Below are 20,304 nucleotides of genomic sequence, written 5' to 3'. Positions count from 1 at the left end.
CGAATGAAAGTGAGAATCCCGCAGCGGTGTTCCGCTGCCGTGAACCAGGTGGTGCAGCCTGGCGGGGACCACTCCCCGGAGGAACCGCGCACACGCTGAAACGGACAATCGAGAACCGTCTATCCTATTCAGATGGCGTGTCAACCGACAAGTAATCCACATCAAGCAAAATGCTTAGCGCGAGCATAGCGTCGATAAAGGACAGCAATCTTCACAGCGCTGTGAAGGCGCCGGCAGATCGTCCCTTTGACACCTATTGCTTCGGCATACACCGCATCTCCGCCGGTGGGTCGCGCGGTGAAGGCCGACCATGAGGGATCGACGCCCGACCTGAAGGTCCACACGCACCCCGCCACGGACCGTCCAACTTTCACAACACAGACGTCGAGAACTGTCAAAAATGAAATAATTCTTTTTACAGTTGTCGACCGACACGTGTGCATGTGAACGCCACGCGGCCCGGCGGACCGCACGGTGCAGGTCGGCAGGGCCAGCGGGGGGAGGGGCCCGGTCAGGCCGGGTGGAGACGCTCCAGGACGGCGTCCGCGGCGGCGTACGGGTCGAGGCGGCCCGCGGCGACCGCGGCGGCGAGCGCGTCCAGGACGCTGGCCTCGCCCAGCCCGCCGATGCGCGCCCGCAGGACGCCCAGGGCGATCGACTCGATCTCCGCCGCCGCCCGGCGCTCGCGGCGGGCGGTCGCCTCGCCGGTCTCCACCAGCCACGCGCGGTGCTTGGCCACCGCGGCGACGATGTCCTCAATGCCCTCGTTGCGGAAGGCCACGGCCCGGACCACCTGGGGCCGCCACTGCCCGGCCGCGCGCTCGCCGAGCGCGATCATGCCCTGGGTGTCGCGGTACGTCGCGTCCGCGCCGTCGCGGTCCGCCTTATTGATCACGAAGACGTCGGCGATCTCCAGGATGCCGGCCTTCACGGCCTGGATCGCGTCGCCCATGCCCGGCGCCAGCAGCACCAGCGTCGTGTCCGCGAGGCTGGCAACCTCGACCTCCGCCTGGCCCACGCCGACCGTCTCCACGAGCACGACGTCGCAGCCGGCGCCCTCCAGCACCCGGACCGCCTGCGGGGTCGCCGCCGACAGGCCCCCGAGGTGGCCGCGGCTGGACATCGAGCGGATGTACACGCCCGCGTCGGTGGCGTGGTCCTGCATCCGCACCCGGTCGCCGAGGATGGCGCCGCCGGTGAACGGGCTGGACGGGTCGACGGCGAGCACGCCGACGCGGTGGCCGGCCGCGCGGTACGCCCGCACCAGCTCGTTGGTGGTGGTGGACTTGCCCACGCCCGGCGAGCCGGTCAGGCCGATCACCTGGGCCTGACCGGTGTAGGGCGCGAGCGCCGCCGCGATGGCGGGCAGCAGCGGATCGCCGTTCTCCACGAGGGTCAGCAGGCGCGCCACCGCGCGCGGGTCGCCGTCGCGCGCCAGCGCCACCAACTGCCCGACGTCCCGGGAGCGGCGCGGTGGGACGGTCATCGCCGACGCCTCAGGCGGTGGGGACGCGCAGCAGCAGGGCGTCGCCCTGGCCGCCGCCGCCGCACAGGCCCGCCGCGCCCAGGCCGCCGCCGCGGCGCTTGAGCTCCAGGGCCAGGGTGAGGGCCAGGCGGGCGCCGGACATGCCGATCGGGTGGCCGAGCGCGATGGCGCCGCCGTTGGGGTTGACCTTCTCCGGGTCCACGCCGAGCTGGGCGGTCGACGCGATGCCGACGGCCGCGAACGCCTCGTTGATCTCGATCAGGTCCAGGTCGTCGACCCCGAGGCCGGCCTTGGTCAGGGCGTGCCGGATCGCGTTGGCCGGCTGCGCGTGCAGCGAGTTGTCCGGGCCGGCGACGTTGCCGTGGGCGACGATCTCGGCGAGGTAGGACAGGCCCAGCTCGTCGGCCTTCGCCCGGCTCATGACCACCACGGCGCAGGCGCCGTCGGAGATCGGCGACGCGGTCCCCGCGGTGATCGTGCCGTCCTTGGCGAACGCCGGGCGCAGCCTGGCCAGCGACTCGGCCGTGGTGTCGGGCCGGATCCCCTCGTCCTCGGCCACGACGACCGGGTCGCCCTTGCGCTGCGGGATCTCCAGCGGGGTGATCTCGTCGGCGAAGTGGCCGTTCTTCTGGGCCGCGGCGGCGCGCTGGTGGCTGGCGGCGGCGAAGGCGTCCTGCGCCTCGCGGCTGATCCCGAGCTTGGTACCGGCGCGCTCGGTGGACTCCCCCATCGAGATGCCGTCGTAGGCGTCGGTGAGGCCGTCGAGCGCCATGTGGTCCTTGACCACGACGTCGCCGTACTTGTAGCCGGCGCGCTGGCCGAGCAGCAGGTGCGGGGCGTTGGTCATCGACTCCATGCCGCCGGCCACGACGATGTCGCACTCGCCGGCCCGGATGAGCTGGTCGGCCAGCGCGATGGCGTCGAGGCCGGACAGGCAGACCTTGTTCACCGTCAGCGCGGGTACCGACATCGGGATGCCGGCCTCGACCGCGGCCTGGCGGGCGGGGATCTGCCCGGTACCGGCCTGGAGCACCTGACCCATGATCACGTACTGCACCTGGTCGCCGGTGACGCCGGAGCGCTCCAGCGCCGCCCTGATCGCCGCGGCGCCCAGGCGGGTCGCCGGGAAGGTCTTCAGGTTGCCCAGCAGCCGGCCCATCGGGGTCCGCGCGCCACCAACGATCACCGAGGTCATGGTCTCCACCCTCCGAAGCACAGCCTGCCCGCCGCGAAGCACGGCCTGCCCACCGCTTGGGGCGGGGCTCCCCGCACACCCTAACGTTGGTTCAGCCAGACTATCCCCATGCACACCGGAGACGACCAGGACCACCCCGCGCCGCCCGCCGCGGACGCCCCTGTCGGGCCGGCGGGGATCGGCGTCCTGCGGATCGACCACGTCGGCCTCGCCGTCCCCGACCTGGACGCCGCGATCGCCTTCCACGCCGCGGCGTTCGGCCTGCGCTGCGCGCACCGGGAGGTGAACGAGGAGCAGGGGGTGGCCGAGGCCATGCTCACGGCCGGCGACGGCGCCACCCGGATCCAGTTGCTGGCCCCGCTGTCCCCGGAGAGCACGATCGCGAAGTTCCTGGACCGGCGCGGCCCGGGGATGCAGCAGCTCGCGTACACCGTCGCCGACCTCGACGCCGCGTGCGCCGCCCTGCGCGGCCGCGGCCTGCGGCTGCTGTTCGACGCCCCGCGCCGCGGCACGGCCGGCTCCCGGATCAACTTCGTCCACCCCGCCGACGCCGGTGGGGTCCTGGTGGAGCTGGTCGAACCGGCGGCCTGAGCCGCCCGTCGGCCACCCGATGGCCTGTCGGCGGCCTCCCCCGGCCGGTGGACATGCCGACACGCCCACCGCGCGGATCGCCGGACGACCGTCGCAACTCGGACTCGGCGTGCGACGGCCGCCGCACACCCCGCCGACCTTTCCTCCCCTGTGGAGAGACGCGCGCCGGTCAGCCTGGCCCTGCCCCGCGCGCGCCTCCGCGCGGGGCAGGGCGGACAGCCCGCCGCGGCACTCCGGGCGCCCCGGGCGGAAGACGCAAAACACCTTGTCAACTGTCGATGAATGCCCCTTATCGACCCTTGCGGAGCCCCCCGGTCGGTCTGCGACGATGTGGCAATGGCCCAGCAGGATTCGTCCATCGCGTTCTTCGACAACAGCAACGAGGACCAGTACTTCACCGTGGTCCTGCGCGGCTACGACCGCCAGCAGGTGGACAACCACCTCCAGCGGATGACGTCCGCCCTCGACCAGGCCAAGCAGGCCCGCGGCGAGGCCGAGCAACGGATGAACGACGCGCAGCGGCGCCTCCGCCAGACCGAGCAGCGGGTGACGGCGGTCGAGCAGAAGCTCTCCGACAGCCAGAAGCAGCTTGAGGAGAACAACCGACCGACGCTCGCCGGGCTGGGCACCCGCGTCGAGCAGATCCTGCGGCTGGCCGAGGAGCAGGCCAACGACCACCGCGCGGACGCGCGGCGCGAGGCCGAGGGCATCCTGTCGGCGGCGAAGCTGGAGTCGCGCGAGATCACCGACAAGGCCCGGGCCGAGGCCACGTCGCTGAAGGCCAGCGTCGAGCGCGAGACGGGCAACCTGCGCACCGCCGCCGAGCGCGAGGCCGCCGAGACGCGGGTCCAGGCGCGCCGGGAGGCCGACACCCTCCGCTCGGACGCCGAGCGCGAGACCAAGCAGCTACGCACCGTCGCCACGCACGAGGTCGCCGAGCTGAAGTCCACGGCCGAGCGGGAGGTCGCCACGATGCGGGCCACCGCCGAGCGGGAGGTGACCCAGCTACGGGCGAAGACCTCCCGCGAGGCCGAGGAGAAGCGCAACGAGGCCAGCAAGATCCTCGCCGACGCCCGCGAGAAGCGGGACAAGGACATCCAGGCGCTGGCGCTGGAGATCGCCGAGCGCAACGAGAAGGCCGAGCGCGAGGAGTCCCAGCGGCACGCGGCCCAGGTCTCCGCCACCCAGAAGCTGGTCGGCGAGGCCGAGGAGCGCGCGAAGGTCGCCGACCAGCGCGCCAAGGAGACCGAGAAGAAGACCGAGGGCCGCCGCCTGGAGGCGGAGAAGACCGCCGCCGAGACCGTCGACAAGGCCAAGACCACCGCGGACAAGACCGTCGCGGAGGCGCGGGCCGAGGCCCAGCGGCTGGTCAGCGAGGCGCGCACCGAGGCGGAGATCACCCTGCAGGCCGCCCGGCGGGAGGTCGAGGACCTCACGCGGCAGAAGGAGGTCGTCACGGCCCAGCTCGGGCAGATGCTGTCCGGCCTTGCGGGTATCGTGCCCACCGTCGGCGCACCGGCCGCGGCACCCGCCGCCGGCAAGCCCGCCTCCAAGGCGGACACGGGCAAGCCGGCCGCCACGCCGGCGCCCCCCGCCGACGCCGGCGGCAACCGCACGTCGAAGCAGGCAGCCAAGACCAGCTAGCCCGGGCGACGGCCCGGGCGGCACCCAGCCAGCGGACAGCCCGGCGCGGGGATGGATCCCCAGCGCGCCGGGCTCCCGCATGAAAAGATGTGAGCATGGTGCAGCACGGCGCAGAGTTCTTTCCCCTCGACGACGGCGCGACCGAACCCACCTTCGACTTCGCCCTCCGCGGCTACGACCGCCGCCAGGTCGAGCGCTACGTGGCCCAGGTCGACGCGGAGAAGGCCACGCTGAGCACGGAGTGCGAGCAGGCGTACGCGCAGGTGCAGGCCATGGCCGGCCAGATCGACCAGCTCCAGAACGAACTCGTCGACGCCCGGCGCCGCGCCGCCACCCCGGAGAAGGTCTCGTTCCGGCATCTCGGCGCCCGGGTCGAGCAGATCCTCAGCCTCGCCGAGGACCAGGCGGACCAGCTTCGCGGCGAGGCCGCGCGCGATGTCGAGCAGCTCCGGCAGGCCGCCGACCGCGCGCTGAGCGACGCGCAGGACAAGGCCCAGACCGCGGTCCGCGACTTCGAGGTCGCGCTGGCCGCCCGCCGGGCCGAGGAGGAGAAGACCGACGCCGAGCAGGAGCGCGTCCGACAGGCGAAGATCGCCGACACGACGCGCCAGTGCGCGGAGCTGCGCACCTCCGCGGCGCAGGAGGCGGGGAAGATCCGCGAGGCCGCCGAGCGCCAGCTCGCCGAGGCCAGGGGCGAGGTCGAGCGCCAGCTCGCCGCCGCGCGCGCCGAGGCCCAGCAGGTCACCGAGGGCGCCCGCAAGCAGGTCGAGAGCACGCTGTCCGAGCTGGAGGCGCAGACCCAGGCCGTCCGCGCCCAGCTCCAGCAGGAGGCGACGCAGCAGCGCGCCGCGCTGGAGCAGGAGATCACCAAGCGTCGCACTCAGGCCGAGCAGGAGTTCGCCCAGCGGCGGACCGAGCTGGAGCAGGAGATCACCGCCCGGCGCGGCCAGGCCGAGCAGGAACTGCGCACGCAGGTCACCAAGGTGGAGCAGGAGATCGCCCAGCGGCGCGCCGAGGCCGAGGAGTACGCCACCCAGGTGCACCGCGACGCCGAGACCCAGATGCAGCACGCCCGCGAGCGCATGGGCGGCCTGCAGGCCGAGATCACCCAGGCGCACGAACGGCTGGCCGAGGTCGAGCAGCGGACCGGCGAGACCCGCAAGGACCTCGTGGCCGGCCAGCAGCGCCTCGCCCATCTGGAGGAGCGCCTGGCGGCCACCTCCCGCAAGGTGCAGGACGCCGAAAGCAGGGCGCGCGCCGCCGGCCCGACGACCGGCGGCCCGACACCCGCGGCCGGGTCGCCGACGCAGTCCCTGCGCCCGCCGGCACCCTCCGGTCAGGCCCGGCCGGACGACAAGGCCCCGGACGACAAGACTGCGGTCGACAGGGACACAGGCGACAGGGCTGCGGGCGACAGGGCCGCGCGGGACGAGAAGGCGCAGGGCGGCGCCGCCGGGCAGCCGGCCGGTCCGGCGGCGGACTCCGGCGCTGCGGGTACCTCCGCGCGGCCGGCCGCCGACCAGCCGCCCGCGGCCCGCCCGACGGACCAGGCCAAGCGCGCCGAGCAGGCCGGCAACGCACGGCCGGCCGCGGGGGACGCCGCGGTGCAGGCCCAGCGGGTCGGCGCGGAAACCGACTAGAGCCCGCGCCGATGACCGGTTCGGACGCCGCCCCGCCACCGCCCGCACCGCCACCCGGCGGCGCGGGCGGCGACCCCGCGCCCCCGGATGCGGAAGCGGCCGCGGAGCCGGCGGCGGGGCGACCGCAGCCGGACGCCCCGGTGGCGGCGGAGCCCATCGACGACGGCCGGGAGGCGGGGACGCCGCCGCCGCCCTTCGGTCGTCGATCCGGGGACGGGCAGCGGTTCGGCAGTCCCGGCCGGCCGCTGTCGCGGAGCCAGTTCGCCTTCGGATTCGTCTTCGCCCTGGGCGCGCTCACCGCGTTCGGGGTGTTCCGCGCCCTGGACCAGGCGGCGCCGATGCTGGTCCTGGTGTTCAGCGCCCTGTTCCTGGCCATCGGCCTGAACCCGGCCGTGGAGGCCCTGCAGCGGCTACGGATGCGCCGCGGCTTCGCGGTACTGCTGGTCGCCCTGAGTGCCGTCGGGATCTTCGGCGGCGGCCTGCTGGCCCTGGTACCGCCGCTGGTGCACCAGTCCAAGGAGTTCGCCACCAAGCTGCCCGAGTACATCCAGGCGCTGAACCGCAGCGCCACCGTGCGCGACCTCGACGCGCGGTACCAGCTCATCGACAAGCTCCAGGGCGCGGTCACCGCCGACCGCCTCTCCGACCTGGCCGGCGGGCTCGTCGGCGGGGCCGGGGTGGTGTTCGGCACCCTGTTCAAGGTCCTCACCGTCTTCGTGCTGACGCTGTACTTCATGGCGTCCTTCAACCGGCTGCGCACCCGCGCCTACCAGCTCGTCCCGGCCTCGCGCCGCGAACGGGTGCAGCTTCTCGGCGACGCCATCCTGGTCAAGGTCGGCGCGTACCTCGTCGGGGCGCTGTCCATCGCCCTGCTCGCCGGCCTCAGCGCCTTCGGCTTCCTCTACGCCATGGGCGTGTCCTACTCGTTCGCGCTGGCGTTCGTCGTGGCCGTCTGCGACCTCATCCCGCAGATCGGGGCGACGCTGGGCGCGGTGGTGGTGAGCCTGGCCGGGTTCGCCACGTCCGTCCCCGTCGGCATCGCCTGCCTCGTCTTCTTCGTCGTGTACCAGCAGGTCGAGAACTACCTGATCTATCCCAAGATCATGAGACGGTCGGTCAAGGTCAGCGACCTGGCCGCGATCGTGGCCGCGCTGACCGGCGTCGCCCTGTTCGGCGTGATCGGGGCGCTCGTGGCGATCCCGGCGGTGGCGGCGATCCAGCTCGTCATCGACGAGGTCGTCGTACCGCGCCAGCAGCGCCACTGACCGCGCTCCGGCGCGTCGCCGACCGCCACGCAGACGTCTGATCTTTCTCGCACACCGCAGGGTTGGCCCGGCGCCTGCCCGGGTAGCCGGGGGCGACAGCGACCCGCCGATCCGCGGAGGTGTGCGTGCTCCTGGTGCTGATCGTGGAGGTGCTGTTTCTCGCGGTGTTCCTGCGCGCCCTCGTGGGGTACGTACGGCACCGCGACGCCCTCCAGCGCCAGGTGATGCTGGTCTTCGCCGCCGTGACCTGCCTGTTCGTCCTCGGGCTGTTCCGGTTCCTCGGCGTCACCGCGCCGGGCTGGGTGCAGACGGGCGTGACCCTGATGCTCCTGGGGCAGCCGTTCTTCACCCTCGGCCTGGCCGCGCTGATCCGACCCGTCGCGCGGTGGGTACGCGCGGTGACGCTGGCCGGCTGGGCGCTGACGGCGGCGGGGCTGCTGCTGTACCCGGTCCGCCCGCCCTGGTTCGTCTGGCTGCTCGTCGGGATGTTCGCCGCCGGGGAGCTCGTCGCCGCCGGCTACTTCCTCGCCGCCGCGCGCGGGCGGGCCGGCTCCTCGCGGCGGCGCCTGGTCCTGGCCGGACTGAGCACCATCGCGTTCGCCGTCACCCTGCTGGCGGCGGCGGGCGGGCCCACCGGCGGCCGCGTCTCCCGGGTCATCGCGCTGGCCTCGGCCGCCGGCTACGCGATGACGTTCGCGCCGCCCGGCTGGCTGCGCCGCCGCTGGTCGCGGGCCTCGGCGCACGAACTCACCCTGAGCCTGCTCGACCGGACGCCGCACACCACCGCGGCCGACACCTGGCAGCGGTACGTGGACACGGTCGCGCGGCTCAGCGCCTCGCAGGCGGTCCTCGTGGTGCTGCCCGAGACCCGCGGGGGGATGGTGGTCGGCGCCCAACGCGGCCTGCCGGCCGAGCCGGCCGGCCGCGCGCCGCGCCTGAGCGAGGAGGCGCGCGCGAGCCTGCTGGCCGCGGCCGCGCAGCCCCAGCGGCGGCTCACCTCGTCGGCGACCCGGGACCTCGCCCGCGAGGTGGGGCTGCGGGAGAGCGCCGCGCACGGCGTCGTCGCGGCCGTGCCGCTCCCCGACGGCCGGACCGGCGTGCTGATCGTCCTGGACGCGTACGAGACGCTGTTCGGCGAGGACGACATGCAGTTGTTCGGCGAGCTGGGCGGCGCGGCCGCCGTCCTCGCCGAGCGGCAGGCGCTCACCGACCGGCTCGCCGACGCGCTGGCCGCGGCCGACGCCGCGAGCGAGGCCAAGACGAAATTCGTGGCCAGCATGAGCCACGAACTGCGGACGCCCCTGAACGCGATCATCGGGTTCAGCGACCTGATGCGCGACGAGCCGGCGGTCGACACGGGCCGGGTCATCCCGGCCGAGTGGATCGAGTACGTGCACACCAGCGGCCAGCACCTGCTCGCCCTGATCAACGACGTTCTGGACCTGGCCAAGATCGAGGCCGGGAAGGTGGAGCTGCGGCCGGTCCTGCTCGACAGCGGCCAGGTCGTCGACGAGGTCGTCGCCTCCCTGCACTCCCTCGGCGCGGCCAAGCACCTCGACATCATGACCGCCGTGCCGCCGCTGCCGCTGCGCGCCGACGTGACCCGGCTGCGGCAGATCCTGACCAACCTGCTGTCCAACGCCATCAAGTTCACCCCCGAGGGCGGGTCCATCTTCGTGGCGGGCCGGCGGATCGGCGCCGACATCGCGATCACCGTCAGCGACACCGGGCCGGGCATCAGCGCCGCCGACCAGGCCCGGATCTTCGACGAGTTCCAGCAGGTCGGCGACCCGACGATGCACAAGTCCGGCAGTGGCCTCGGCCTGGCGCTGACCCGGCGGCTGGTCGAGGCGCACCACGGCCGGATCGACGTGGCCTCGGTGCCCGGGCACGGCGCCCGGTTCACAGTGTGGCTGCCCTCCACCCGGACCGACATCGTGGCCGCCCGCGCCGCGGACCAGCCCGGCCAGGCCGAGGTGGAGCACGGCGGCATCCTGGTCGTCGAGGACGACCGCGCCGCGGCCGACCTGCTGGCCACCCACCTGCGCCGGGTCGGGTACGCGGTCGGCGTCGCCGGCAACGGCGAGGCCGGGCTGGCCATGGCCGCCCAGCAGCGCCCGGAGCTGATCCTGCTCGACGTGGTCCTGCCCGGCATCGACGGCTGGGAGGTGATGCGCCGGCTCAAGGCCGACGCCCGGCTGCGGCACATCCCCGTGGCGATCATCAGCGTGGTGGAGGACCACACGGTGGCGCTGGCGCTCGGCGCGGTCGACTACTTCACCAAGCCGCTGAACTACGACCTCCTGCTGGCCTGGCTGATCCGGCACGGCATGGTCCCGCCGCTGGCCGCGGAGGAGACGAACCTGCTGGTCATCGACGACGACCCCGCGGTACGGACACTGGCCCAGCGCCGCCTCGCCCGGCCCGGCCTGCGGGTCGTCACCGCCGAGAACGGCGTCGAGGGGCTGCGGCTGGCCCGCCAGCACGCGTTCGACCTGATCATCTGCGACCTGCTGATGCCCGACCTGGACGGCTTCTCCGTCATTGCGGCGCTGCACGGGGACGCGCGCACCAGCGGTACGCCGGTGCTCGTACTCACCTCGCAGGACCTGTCGGAGGCGGACAAGGCGCGGCTCTCCGGCAAGATCCTCGGCGTCGCGGCCAAGGGTGCCGACCCGGTCGACGCGGTCCAGAACTGGCTGCACCACCTGGAGGACCTGACCGACCCGCAGGGCCGCGACCGGAGCGGGCGGGAGGACGCGGCCGCTCAGTCGGTGTCGAAGGCGGCGGTCGTCCGGTCGGCGTAGGCGCTGGCGTCGCCGTACTCCATCGGGCCGTCCCAGGCGCGCGGCAGCGGCCCGCGCCCCGGGGCGACCCGGGCCACGACCGCGTCCAGGACCGTCTCGGCGTCGCCGACCCACAGGTGCCTCGCCCCGGGTACCCCGACCACCTCGGCCTGCGGCACGGCCGCGAACCGCCGCCGCGCCTCGTCCGGCCGCAGGTAGTCGTCGTGCTCGGGGACCAGCGCGGTCAGCGGCTTGCCGCTGACCGCCCAGCGCGCCAGGTCCGCGGCCGTGGCGGAGCGCAGCGGCGGCGAGAGCAGGACGGCACCGGCGACGGCGGGGTCGCAGCCGTGCCGCAGGGCCAGGTCGGTGCCGAACGACCAGCCGAGCAGCCACCGGGACGGCAACTGCGCGAACTCGGCGTACTCGATGGCCGCGGCCACGTCGAACCGCTCGCCGTCGCCGCCGTCGAAGGCGCCCTCGCTGGTCCCCTGGACGCTCGCGGTACCGCGGGTGTTGAACCGCAGAACCGCGACGTCGGCGAGCGCCGGCAACCGCCAGGCCGCCTTGCGCAGGACGTGGCTGTCCATCATCCCGCCGTGGGTGGGCAGCGGGTGCAGGCAGATCAGCGTCGCCACCGGGGTCCGGCCGGCGGGCGGCAGGGCCAGCTCGCCGACCAGGCGCAGGCCGTCGGCGGTCTCCAGGGCCAGTGCCTCGCGGGTGGCCGGCAGGATCGAGTTGGCGCGGATCGGGGTGCTCACTCCCCCATGGTGCGCCGCGCCGGCCGCGGGCGCGGGCGCACCCCGCGGAAACGTGATCCAGACCGCGGCTACCGGTCCCGGTTGATCATTTCGGGATGGGAGACGAGGAACTGCTCGGTCGTGTCGCTGCGCAGCGCGGCCAGAAACTGCTTGGCAGCCGCGTCCAGCGCCTCGCCCTGGTACGCCCCGCCGGTCAGCACCGAGCCGCCGGTCAGCTTGACCATGGTGATGTTGTCCGAGCGGATGTTGCGCAGGACGAACGCGAAGTCGGTGACGCTGTGGCCGCGGCCGCTGAAGGTCAGCGTCTTGCCGGCGGCCTGGAGGACCGCGTCCAGCTTGCCGGGGTTGGTGACGACGTCCCGGCTGAGCGCCTGGCCGACCATCGCCCGCAGGAATTGCTGCTGGTGGCGCTGGCGGGCGTAGTCGCCGCCCTCGATGTAGCGCTGTCGCGTGTAGTCCAGGGCCTCCCAGCCGGAGAGCTGGTGGTTGCCCTTGCGGTACTGCTTGCGGGGGCCCTTGAAGGCCAGGGCGCCCTCGCCGCCGCCCGGGTTGGGCGCGCGGTGCTTGCCGTCGGGGCGCATGTGGATCGAGGCGACGTCCATGTCGACGTACATGCGCACGCCGCCGAGGGCGTCGACGATCCGCTTGAACCCGTTGAACGTCACGATCGCGCCCGCGTCGAACCGGGCGATCCCCGTGGCGTTGCTGACCGCCCGGGACAGCAGCTCGAAGCCGCGGACCGGATCCTTCCTGCCGTCGCCGTCGACCCGGGAGCCGTAGTACATGGCGTGGGTCAGCTTGTCCCTGCCGCCGGGGTACCGGGCCGGCGGGAAGGCCGGGATGTCCACCAGCAGGTCGCGGGGCAGCGAGAACAGGACGGCGCGGTCCAGGCTCGCCGGTACGTGCATCACCAGGACCGAGTCGGCCCGCAGGTCGGGATTGTCCTCCCACTCGCGTGGGTCGATGCCGGCGAGCAGGATGTTCATCGGGCCGCGCAGGTCCTTCGCGCCCTCGGCCGCCTCGGCGCCGTCGCCGAACAGGTCTCCCTTGCCGACCGCGTTGTCGACGCGGCTGGCCAGGACGGTCGTCGCCGTCAGGCTGCCGCCGGCGAGCACGGCCAGCGCGACCCCGCCGGCGACGCACAGGCGGGCCCAGAGCGGACTCTTGGCCGGTGTCCCGGCCGCGGCCGGGACACCCCGCGCGGCCGCGGCGCCGGTCGCGGCGGGACCGCCGCGCGCCGCCGCGCTGCCGTACACCCCGGGGCCGCCCTGCGCCGTCGACGCGGCCGGTGCCGCCGGAAGATCCTCTGCCACCCTGCTGAGCCGCCGCGCACCCGCCACGTTCCGTTCCTCCCCAGGAAACCCGACTCCGCACGCTACGACCTCGCCGTCGGGACCGCCACCCCCGACAACGCGATCAAGGAATTTCCGACGTTAATCCGTGATGAATGCGCGGGAAATCCCTTGATCAATGTCTAGGAGCGGGGCGGCCGGCGCCGGGACCGGGCCCGCCAGCAGCCGCTGTGCCAGTGGCGGCGGTCGGCGAGGTCGCCCCCGTCGTCCGCCGGCCACGCCACCACGTGCGGGGTGCCCGGGGCGATCTCGTGGTCGCAGCCGGGGCAGCGGTACGCCTTGGCCGCCGACGGCGCCGGGACGGTGCGCACGTGCCACCGCCCGCCGGCCCAGGTCTCGACCGTGGCCGCCCCCGGCCAGGCCCGGTCCGGGCCGCCGGGCGGCGCCGGGTCGTCACGCCGGTTGCGCCGGGGACTCACCGGCGGTGGGTACGGAAACCCTGACCCGCCCGCTGACCGGTCCGCCCGGCCGTGACCATCTGCTCCAGCAGCGGCGCCGGGGTGAACGACGGCTCGCCCGTCTCGGCACACATCCGGCGCAGGGTCGCCGCGGCCCGGTCCAGGCCCACGTGGTCGAGGAAGGCGATCGGGCCGACCGGGTACCCGCAGCCCTTCGTCATCGCGGCGTCGACCGCGTCGGCGTCGGCGTACCCGGAGTCGACCAGGGCCACCGCGTCGTTGAGGTACGGCATCAGCAGCGCGTGCACGATCGCCCCGGCCCGGTCGCGGCACTCGACGGCGACGCTGTCCAGGCTGGCCGCCAGCGCGCGGGCGGCGGCGAGCGCCGGCGCACCAGACCGGACGGTCGGGACGATCTCGATCAACTTCACGGCCGGGGCCGGCAGCCGGAGCCCCACGACGTCCTCCGGCCGGCCGCTGGCCGCCGCGCACGCGATCACCGGCAGGGCGTCGCCGGCCGCGGCCAGGACCGCGCCCGGCCGGCAGATCCGGCCCAGCTCGGCGAAGCGCGCCCGCACGGCGTCGGCGTCGGCGCCCGACATCTCGACCACGAGGTCGACGTCGGCGAGCGCGGACAGGTCCTCGGCCGCGGTCACGACCGTGCGGCCGGTCTCGCGCAGCCGGGTGGCCAGGATGCCGGCGACCGGTCCGGCGCCGACGACCCCCACGCGGCGCGGCGCCTCGGCGGCCGGGGCCGGCGCGGCCGCGTCGGCGACGGCCCTGCCGCCCTCGTACGTGTAGAACCCGCGGCCCGTCTTGCGGCCCAGCAGGCCGGCGGTGACCATCTCGGCCAGCAGCGGCGCCGGGGCGTGCCGGCGGCTGCGGCCCCCGCGGGCGTACATGGTGCGCAAAATCTCGTACGAGGTGTCCAGTCCGATGAGGTCCAGCAGGGCGAACGGCCCCATCGGCAGCGCGCAGCCGTGCCGCATCGCGGCGTCGATGTCGTCCCGGGTGGCGTGGCCGGCCTCCAGCATGCCGACGGCCTGGTTCAGGTACCCGAACAGCAGGTGGTTGGCCACGAAGCCGGCCCGGTCGCCGACCGTCACCGGCGTCTTGCCCAGCCAGGTGCACAGCGCGGCCAGGTCCTCGGCGACGTCGGGGGCCGTGACGACGGTGCGGACGATCTCGACGAGCTTCATCACCGGCGCGGGGTTGAAGAAGTGCACGCCGACGACCCGGTCGGGGCGGTGGGTGGCGACCGCGATGTCGGTGACGCTCAGCGAGGAGGTGTTGGTGGCCAGGATCGTGTCCGGCTTGCACACCCGGTCCAGCTCCGCGAACAGGGACCGCTTGATCTCCAGCCGCTCCGGTACCGCCTCCACCACGAGGTCCGCCTCGGCGAGCGCGGGCAGGCCGACGGCGAAGGCGACCCGGCCGAGTACGGCGTCGCGGTCGGCGGCGTCGAGCCGGCCGCGGGCGACCGCCTTGTCGACCGACGCGGTCAGCGTCCGCCGGCCGCGCTCCAGCGCCTCGTCGGTGATCTCGACGGCGGTGACCTCGGCGCCGTTGCGGGCGAAGACCTCCGCGATCCCGGCACCCATGGTGCCCAGCCCGATCACGCCGACTCGCTGGAACGTACGGCTCACGCCCGCCTCCTGCTGGCTCGCGTACGCCGCGGCCGGCGTACCCCGCCGGCATCCTCCCATGCCGGCGGCGGCCGCTAGTCGCTGAGCACCGGCATCTCCCGCCGCGGCGCCACTTCCTCTACTACCACCGCTCCGGCTCGGGAGAGGTCGTCAGAAGAGGGTCAGCTCGTCGCGCGCCAAGCCGCGCAGAGCGTCGTAGTCCAGGACGGCGCAGCGGATGCCCCGGTCCTCGGCCAGGACCCGCGCCTGCGGCTTGATCTCCTGGGCGGCGAAGACCCCGGCGACCGGGGCGAGCAGCGGGTCGCGGTTGAGCAGGGCGAGGTACCGGGTGAGCTGCTCCACGCCGTCGATCTCGCCGCGGCGCTTGATCTCCACGGCGACCGCGCCGCCCGCCGCGTCGCGGCACAGCAGGTCCACCGGGCCGATCGCGGTCATGTACTCGCGCCGGACCAGCGTCACGCCCGCGCCGAGCACCTCGGGCGAGGCGGCCAGCAGCTCCTGCAGGTGCGCCTCGACGCCGTCCTTGACCAGGCCCGGGTCCACGCCCAGCTCGTGCGCGCTGTCGTGCAGCACCTCGGCGATCGTGATCAGCAGGCGCTCGCCCTTGGGGTTGGCGACCGTCCACACGGCGCCGTCGGTGGTGAGCTTGCAGGGCGGGCTCATCCAGTTCAGCGGCTTGTACGCGCGGTCGTCGGCGTGGATCGACACCGACCCGTCGGCCTTGACCATGATCAGCCGGGTGGCCAGCGGCAGGTGTGCCGAGAGCCGTCCGACGTAGTCCACCTGGCACTGCGCGACCACCAACCGCATCCCGCGACCCTACCGACCCGGCGCCGCCGGCCGCCCGGCGCCCTCCGGCGCTCCGGCCGCGCCGCGGCGGGGGGCGGAAAGCGCGGGCGTTCGCGGTGTCGGCGCCGCGCGGGGCGGGGATGCTGGAGGCGTGTGGGAACTGGTGACCGGGATCGGGCTCGCGGCGGCGGCCGGGCTCAACGCGTACATCCCGCTGCTGCTGCTCGGCCTGCTCGCGCGGTACAGCGACCTCGTCGCGCTGCCGGAGTCGTGGCAGTGGCTGACCGGCGGCTGGACGCTGGGCATCCTGGCGCTGCTGCTCGCGGTGGAGTTCGTCGCCGACAAGATCCCGGCGGTCGACCACGTCAACGACATCCTGCAGACCGTCGTCCGGCCGACCGCGGGCGGCCTGGTGTTCGGCGCCGGCTCCGGGGCGCAGACCGCGGCGGTCACCGACCCGGGCGAGTTCTTCACCTCGCACCAGTGGGTTCCCGTGGCCTGCGGGCTGGCGGTCGCGCTGGCCGTCCACGGGGCCAAGGCACTGGCCCGGCCGGTGGTGAACACCATGACCGGCGGCGTCGGCGCGCCCGTGGTCAGTACCGCCGAGGACGTCACCAGCGCCTCGCTGTCGGTGGCGGCGCTGCTGCTCCCGGCGCTGGTGCTCGTCCTGCTGGGCGCGGTGGGGTACGGCGCATGGACGGTCCTGCGGCGACGCCGGGCGCGCGCGGCCGCACCGGAAACCGCCCCGCCGCCGGGCGGTGGCGCGCAGCGGGCCGGCGGCAGCGCGGAACAGGGCTGACCGCGCGGCGGTCAGCCGGTCAGGCCCGGCGGATCCGGGCGCCCGTGCCCACCGGCCCGGCCGCCAGCCAGCCCGCCGCGGCGTCGCCGTCGTCGTCGGGCCGCGGATCCCCGGCCCCGCGGCCGGCGGCGGCGTCCCGGCGCGGCGGCCGCGCCGCGGGCAACGCGGCGGGGATCAGCCGGCACGGAATGCCGTGCGCCCGCTCGCCCGGCGGCAGGATCGCGCCGGCCGGCAGGACCGCCAGCGGCGCCAGACCGGCGGCGGCGCCGACCGCGGAGTCCGGCAGCAGCACCGCGCCCTGGCCGACCGACGCCTCGTCCGCCACGGTCACGGTGCCCGTGAGGAACCGCTGCCCGGTCCGCAGGTCCGCCTTGACTACCGCGTCCGCGCCCAGGGCCGCGAACGCGCCGATCCGCACCAGGTCGAACCCGGCGATGCGGGTCGTCCCGAGGTAGGCGTGCGGGCCGACCCGCACCCCGAACGCGCGCAGCGGCCCGGCCAGGAAGGGCGTGCCGACCAGCGCCGACAGCAGCGGCGCGGCGAGCGTGTCGTAGGCGGCCGAGACGACGCCGTACAGGCGGGCGTACGGCGACCAGGCGGCCCGCGGCAGCGCCCGCACCCGGCCGAGCACCAGCCGCTTGAGCGCGGCGACCGCGGCCACGACCGCCGCGCCGGCCGCCAGCCCGAGCAGCGGGGCGACCGGTACCGCGGCCCAGGCGCCGAGGGCCGACCACAGCAGGTACGTCGGGTAGGCGAACAGCACCGCGCCGAGCAGGGCCAGGCCGTACGGTACGAGGACCCGCGCGGCGTCGTACAGCAGCCGCTCGGCCCGCTCCCGCCGGCTCGGTCGGTACCGCTGCGCCCGCGGCGCGGGCCTGCGCCCGACCGGCGCGGCCGGCGACCCCGCCCACCGGCTGCCGGCGGCGGACCGCTGGCTGTCGTCGGGGGCCAGCGTGCCCGGCGCGAGCGTGGAGTCGTCGCCGACGCTGACGCCGCCGCGGACGACGGCGCCGTCGCCGACCTCGCCGCGCCGGCCGATCCGGCTGGCCGCCACGGTGAAGGCGCCGCGGTGCACCCGGCGGGGGGCGACGACCGCGTCGGCGGCGAGGTGCGCGTCGGCGGCGACGTTCAGGGCCTCGGGCGAGACCAGGTGCGGGCGCTCGACCTCCGCGCCCGGGCCGATCTGGGCGCCGAACAGGGACAGCACCGGCCGGGTGAACGCCGTGCCGAACACCGGCGTCAGCGGCACCCGGACCACCCGCAGGAGCTGGTCGGCGAGCCACTTGCGCAGGTAGGCCGGGCTGTGCACGGGGTAGGTGCCGACGTAGAACTCGCCGAGCAGGCGCCGCCGCGCCACGGCCAGCAGCAGCACCGAGAACGGCGTCAGGACCGGCAGCGCGGCGACCACCGCCCCGGCCGCCGACCAGCCGCCGAGCCGTTCCGCGAGCGCGCCGTACAGCAGCAGGGCGAGCAGCGGCGGCAGCGCCGCCAGGAAAATGACCAGGTACGCGCCCAGCACGTGCGCCACGCCGTAGCCGAGCTGGCGGTGCCGGCTGGCCGGCGCCGCGGGGGCGGGCAGCGGCACCCGCGCCGGTACCGCGGGCGCCCCGCGCCGCTGCGCGCCGGCCGGGATCTGGCTGTCGGCGGCGAGCGCCGACTGGTCGTCCAGCGCGCAGTCGTCGCCGAGGACGACGTCCGGGCCGAGGGCGGCGCGGGCGCCGACGAAGCAGCGGTCGCCGACCGCGATCCGGCCGACCCGCAGCACGCCGTCCGCGACGGCCCAGCCGCGCAGGTCGGCGCCGGGGCCGACACTGCTGTCGGCGCCGATGCGGAGCAGGTCGAACGCGCCGAACGCGACCGTCTCCAGGTGGACCCGCTCGCCGATCCGCGCGCCGAGCAGGCGCAGGTACACCGGCAGGGCGGGGGTACCGGCGAGCAGGCCCACGCCGCTGAGCGCGTACAGCCGGCCCACCAGCCACCAGCGGCGGTGGAACTCGCCCCACAGCGGGTACTCGCCCTCGGCGTACCGGCCGATCAGCAGCCACTTCGCGGCGAGCGTCACCCCGAGCAGCGCGGGCCAGGCCAGAACGGCGACCAGCAGCAGCCGGCCGAGCAGGCCGGCGGGACCGGTGCCGCCGGTCACCCACGCCGCGGCGGCGGTGACGACGAGGGCGGCCGGTACCGCGACCATGGCGGCCACCAGATACAGGCCGAGCAGTTGGCGCCTGCGGCTGGTCGCGCGGGCGTCGGCGGAGGTGTCCCGGAAGACCTCGCGGGCGGTGCGCGGCGCGGGCGGGCGCACCGGCGGCGTCGGCTCGGGCGGGGCGGTGCGCGCGGGCCGGCCGCCGGACTCCGCCGCGGCCGGGCGCCCGGGGACCGGAGCCCGCCCCGACGGCGGGCCGGCCGGCGGTACGGGGGGCGGCCCGTCCCCGCGCTGGCGCGGAGGGTGCGGGGCGGCAGGCGCGGGCTGGCGGCCGCGGTACTCCAGTTCGTCGCCGACCTGCCGCACCCGGTCGCCGGTGCGGAAGGCCCGCCGGCCGCCGTCGAGGGTGACGAACCGTTCCCGGGTCAGCTCCGGGTCGCCCACGTACCCGGCGGCCAGCGCCGGCCCGCCGAGCAGCAGCTCGCCGGTGTGCCCGTCGCGCACCGGGTGCAGGCCCGCGTCGACCACGCTGACCTCGTACCCGGGCAGTGCCCGCCCCAGCGTGACCGGCGCGCCGGGCGCGCACCGCTTGACCAGCGCGTGCACGGTGGTCTCGGCCGGCCCGTACACGTTGAGCAGCACGACGCCGTCGCCGCTCCAGCGGGCGACCAGCTCCGGCGGGCAGGCGCCGCCGGACAGCACCACGGCGCGCAGCTCCGGTAGCGCCGCCGGGTCCAGGTCCGCGAGCGTCTCCGGGGTGGTCGCCAGGTGGGTGATGCGCAGGTCGGCGAGGTGGTCGGTCAGCGCGGCGCCGGTGCGCGGGGCGTCCGGCGCGGGTACCACCAGCGTCGCGCCACCGGCCAGCGCCGACCAGATCTCGGCGATGCTGCCGTCGAAGCTCAGCGCGTGGCCCTGGTACACCCGGTCCCCGGGGCCGACCGGGCAGATCTCCCGGAACCCGGCCAGGTACGCCGCGACGTGCCGGTGCTCGGCGACGACGGCCTTGGGGGCGCCGCCGGCGTCGCGGGTGTACGTCACGTACGCCGGGTCGTCGGGCTCGGCGTCGTCGATGGGGCCGCGGTGATCGGAGCGCACGCCGACGGTGAAGAACGCCGAGTCGTGGCGGATGGCGATGGTGCGGCGGGCGGCCAGCAGCGGCGCGACGCGCCCGCCGAGGGCCGGCTCGGTCACGCACCAGCCCACGCCCAGCTCGTCGATGATCTGCGCTATCCGCTCGACCGGACAGCCAGGGTCGATCGGCACGTAGGTGACGGCCAGCGAGTGGCACGCCAGCACGGCGATGACCGGCAGTTCGGAGCGGGTCAGGTGGACCGCGACCACGTCGCCGCGGCGGACGCCGTGCTGGCGCAGCCGCCGGGCGAACCGGTCGGTGAGGTCGGCCAGCTCAGCGAACGTGACGTACCGGTCCTCGCAGGCGACGGCGATCGCGTCCGGCGTCCGTGCGGCGGTGGCGGAGAAAACCGCGCGGAGGCGCGCGTCATCGCTGGAGGTCACAGGGGTCCCTTTCGTCGTCGCGTCGCCCCGACGCGCGACATGAGCCGCCGCCAGCACGGTCGGCAGGGCCGGCTGGCGGTGGTGACGGTCCCGGTGCCCGCGGCGCGGTGCACCCCGTGTGCGACGTACCGCACGAGCGGGGTGGCTCGTCCGTGGCGCCCACCCGCGGCGGGCCGCGGACCGTCGGATCTACTGGTTTCGATGCCCACCGTAAAGGCAAGCCGCCGCCAGGGCAACAGGCATTCGCGCAGGTCAGCGCACCCGGGACGGGGATAGGGCGGGGGTCCGCGCGCACCG

General features: G+C 75.1%; 14 protein-coding genes. 6 read left to right on the top strand and 8 right to left on the bottom strand.

Features of this window, described 5'->3' with window-relative positions; all coding sequences use genetic code 11:
* Positions 1 to 511 precede the first annotated feature (511 nt).
* The gene (gene meaB / locus IEY75_RS04785; RefSeq protein WP_189112942.1) at positions 512 to 1,486 is read right to left on the bottom strand and encodes a methylmalonyl Co-A mutase-associated GTPase MeaB; all 975 of its coding nucleotides are present in this window, start codon (positions 1,484 to 1,486) and stop codon (positions 512 to 514) included.
* A gap of 10 nt (positions 1,487 to 1,496) precedes the next feature.
* A complete protein-coding gene (locus IEY75_RS04780; RefSeq protein WP_189112941.1) occupies positions 1,497 to 2,681 on the bottom strand; it encodes an acetyl-CoA C-acetyltransferase in 1,185 nt (394 codons plus the stop codon).
* A gap of 108 nt (positions 2,682 to 2,789) precedes the next feature.
* Between IEY75_RS04780 and mce the strand changes: the two genes are divergently transcribed.
* The 5 genes from mce (at position 2,790) to IEY75_RS04755 (ending at position 10,628) form a co-directional block, all read left to right on the top strand.
* On the top strand, positions 2,790 to 3,272 hold the full coding sequence (gene mce / locus IEY75_RS04775; protein ID WP_189112940.1) for a methylmalonyl-CoA epimerase: 483 nt from the start codon (positions 2,790 to 2,792) through the stop codon (positions 3,270 to 3,272).
* 336 nt (positions 3,273 to 3,608) lie between these two features.
* The gene (locus tag IEY75_RS04770; RefSeq protein ID WP_189112939.1) at positions 3,609 to 4,916 is read left to right on the top strand and encodes a coiled-coil domain-containing protein; all 1,308 of its coding nucleotides are present in this window, start codon (positions 3,609 to 3,611) and stop codon (positions 4,914 to 4,916) included.
* A gap of 95 nt (positions 4,917 to 5,011) precedes the next feature.
* On the top strand, positions 5,012 to 6,556 hold the full coding sequence (locus IEY75_RS04765; protein ID WP_189112938.1) for a hypothetical protein: 1,545 nt from the start codon (positions 5,012 to 5,014) through the stop codon (positions 6,554 to 6,556).
* An 11-nt stretch (positions 6,557 to 6,567) separates the two neighbouring features.
* Complete coding sequence (locus IEY75_RS04760; RefSeq protein WP_189112937.1) at positions 6,568 to 7,821, top strand: AI-2E family transporter; 1,254 nt, start codon at positions 6,568 to 6,570, stop codon at positions 7,819 to 7,821.
* Between the two features lie 125 nt (positions 7,822 to 7,946).
* Positions 7,947 to 10,628, top strand: coding sequence for a response regulator (locus IEY75_RS04755; protein ID WP_189112936.1), 2,682 nt, complete (start codon positions 7,947 to 7,949; stop codon positions 10,626 to 10,628).
* Here IEY75_RS04755 and IEY75_RS04750 read toward each other — a convergent pair.
* The 5 genes from IEY75_RS04750 to nucS form a co-directional block, all read right to left on the bottom strand.
* Complete coding sequence (locus IEY75_RS04750) at positions 10,589 to 11,365, bottom strand: alpha/beta hydrolase (protein ID WP_189112935.1); 777 nt, start codon at positions 11,363 to 11,365, stop codon at positions 10,589 to 10,591. The two genes, IEY75_RS04755 and IEY75_RS04750, sit on opposite strands and share 40 nt — an antisense overlap.
* A gap of 68 nt (positions 11,366 to 11,433) precedes the next feature.
* Positions 11,434 to 12,621 (bottom strand): LCP family protein, encoded by a 1,188-nt coding sequence (locus IEY75_RS04745; protein WP_189113042.1) that lies wholly within the window; start codon positions 12,619 to 12,621, stop codon positions 11,434 to 11,436.
* A 218-nt stretch (positions 12,622 to 12,839) separates the two neighbouring features.
* Positions 12,840 to 13,136, bottom strand: coding sequence for an Rv1322 family protein (locus IEY75_RS04740; protein ID WP_189112934.1), 297 nt, complete (start codon positions 13,134 to 13,136; stop codon positions 12,840 to 12,842).
* Positions 13,133 to 14,761 carry a 3-hydroxyacyl-CoA dehydrogenase family protein gene (locus IEY75_RS04735; protein ID WP_189112933.1) on the bottom strand — a complete coding sequence of 543 codons (1,629 nt, stop codon included), beginning with the start codon at positions 14,759 to 14,761 and terminating at the stop codon, positions 13,133 to 13,135. The genes IEY75_RS04740 and IEY75_RS04735 overlap by 4 nt, the downstream gene beginning before the upstream one ends.
* Before the next feature lie 150 nt (positions 14,762 to 14,911).
* Positions 14,912 to 15,571, bottom strand: coding sequence for an endonuclease NucS (nucS, locus tag IEY75_RS04730; RefSeq protein WP_189112932.1), 660 nt, complete (start codon positions 15,569 to 15,571; stop codon positions 14,912 to 14,914).
* 130 nt (positions 15,572 to 15,701) lie between these two features.
* Between nucS and IEY75_RS04725 the strand changes: the two genes are divergently transcribed.
* Positions 15,702 to 16,349, top strand: coding sequence for a DUF4126 domain-containing protein (locus IEY75_RS04725; RefSeq protein WP_189112931.1), 648 nt, complete (start codon positions 15,702 to 15,704; stop codon positions 16,347 to 16,349).
* Positions 16,350 to 16,368: 19 nt separating this feature from the next.
* On the opposite strand, the gene IEY75_RS04720 is transcribed toward IEY75_RS04725, so the two are convergent.
* Entirely contained in the window at positions 16,369 to 20,007 is a 3,639-nt protein-coding gene (locus IEY75_RS04720; protein ID WP_189112930.1) for an AMP-binding protein, read from the bottom strand.
* Positions 20,008 to 20,304: the final 297 nt, after the last annotated feature.

Origin of the sequence: Pilimelia terevasa (assembly GCF_014647915.1) — a bacterium.
GTDB classification, from domain to species: Bacteria; Actinomycetota; Actinomycetes; order Mycobacteriales; family Micromonosporaceae; genus Pilimelia; species Pilimelia terevasa.
Note: the sequence above shows the minus strand (reverse complement) of the source record. Positions and strands in the feature narration are given on the sequence as shown.

Excerpts from the sequence above, each read along its gene's own strand:
- mce (WP_189112940.1), top strand. The coding sequence starts at position 2,790 with ATGCACACCGGAGACGACCAGGACCACCCCGCGCCGCCCGCCGCGGAC.
- IEY75_RS04765 (WP_189112938.1), top strand. The coding sequence starts at position 5,012 with ATGGTGCAGCACGGCGCAGAGTTCTTTCCCCTCGACGACGGCGCGACC.
- IEY75_RS04760 (WP_189112937.1), top strand. The coding sequence starts at position 6,568 with ATGACCGGTTCGGACGCCGCCCCGCCACCGCCCGCACCGCCACCCGGC.
- IEY75_RS04780 (WP_189112941.1), bottom strand. The coding sequence starts at position 2,681 with ATGACCTCGGTGATCGTTGGTGGCGCGCGGACCCCGATGGGCCGGCTG.
- nucS (WP_189112932.1), bottom strand. The coding sequence starts at position 15,571 with ATGCGGTTGGTGGTCGCGCAGTGCCAGGTGGACTACGTCGGACGGCTC.
- IEY75_RS04770 (WP_189112939.1), top strand. The coding sequence starts at position 3,609 with ATGGCCCAGCAGGATTCGTCCATCGCGTTCTTCGACAACAGCAACGAG.
- meaB (WP_189112942.1), bottom strand. The coding sequence starts at position 1,486 with ATGACCGTCCCACCGCGCCGCTCCCGGGACGTCGGGCAGTTGGTGGCG.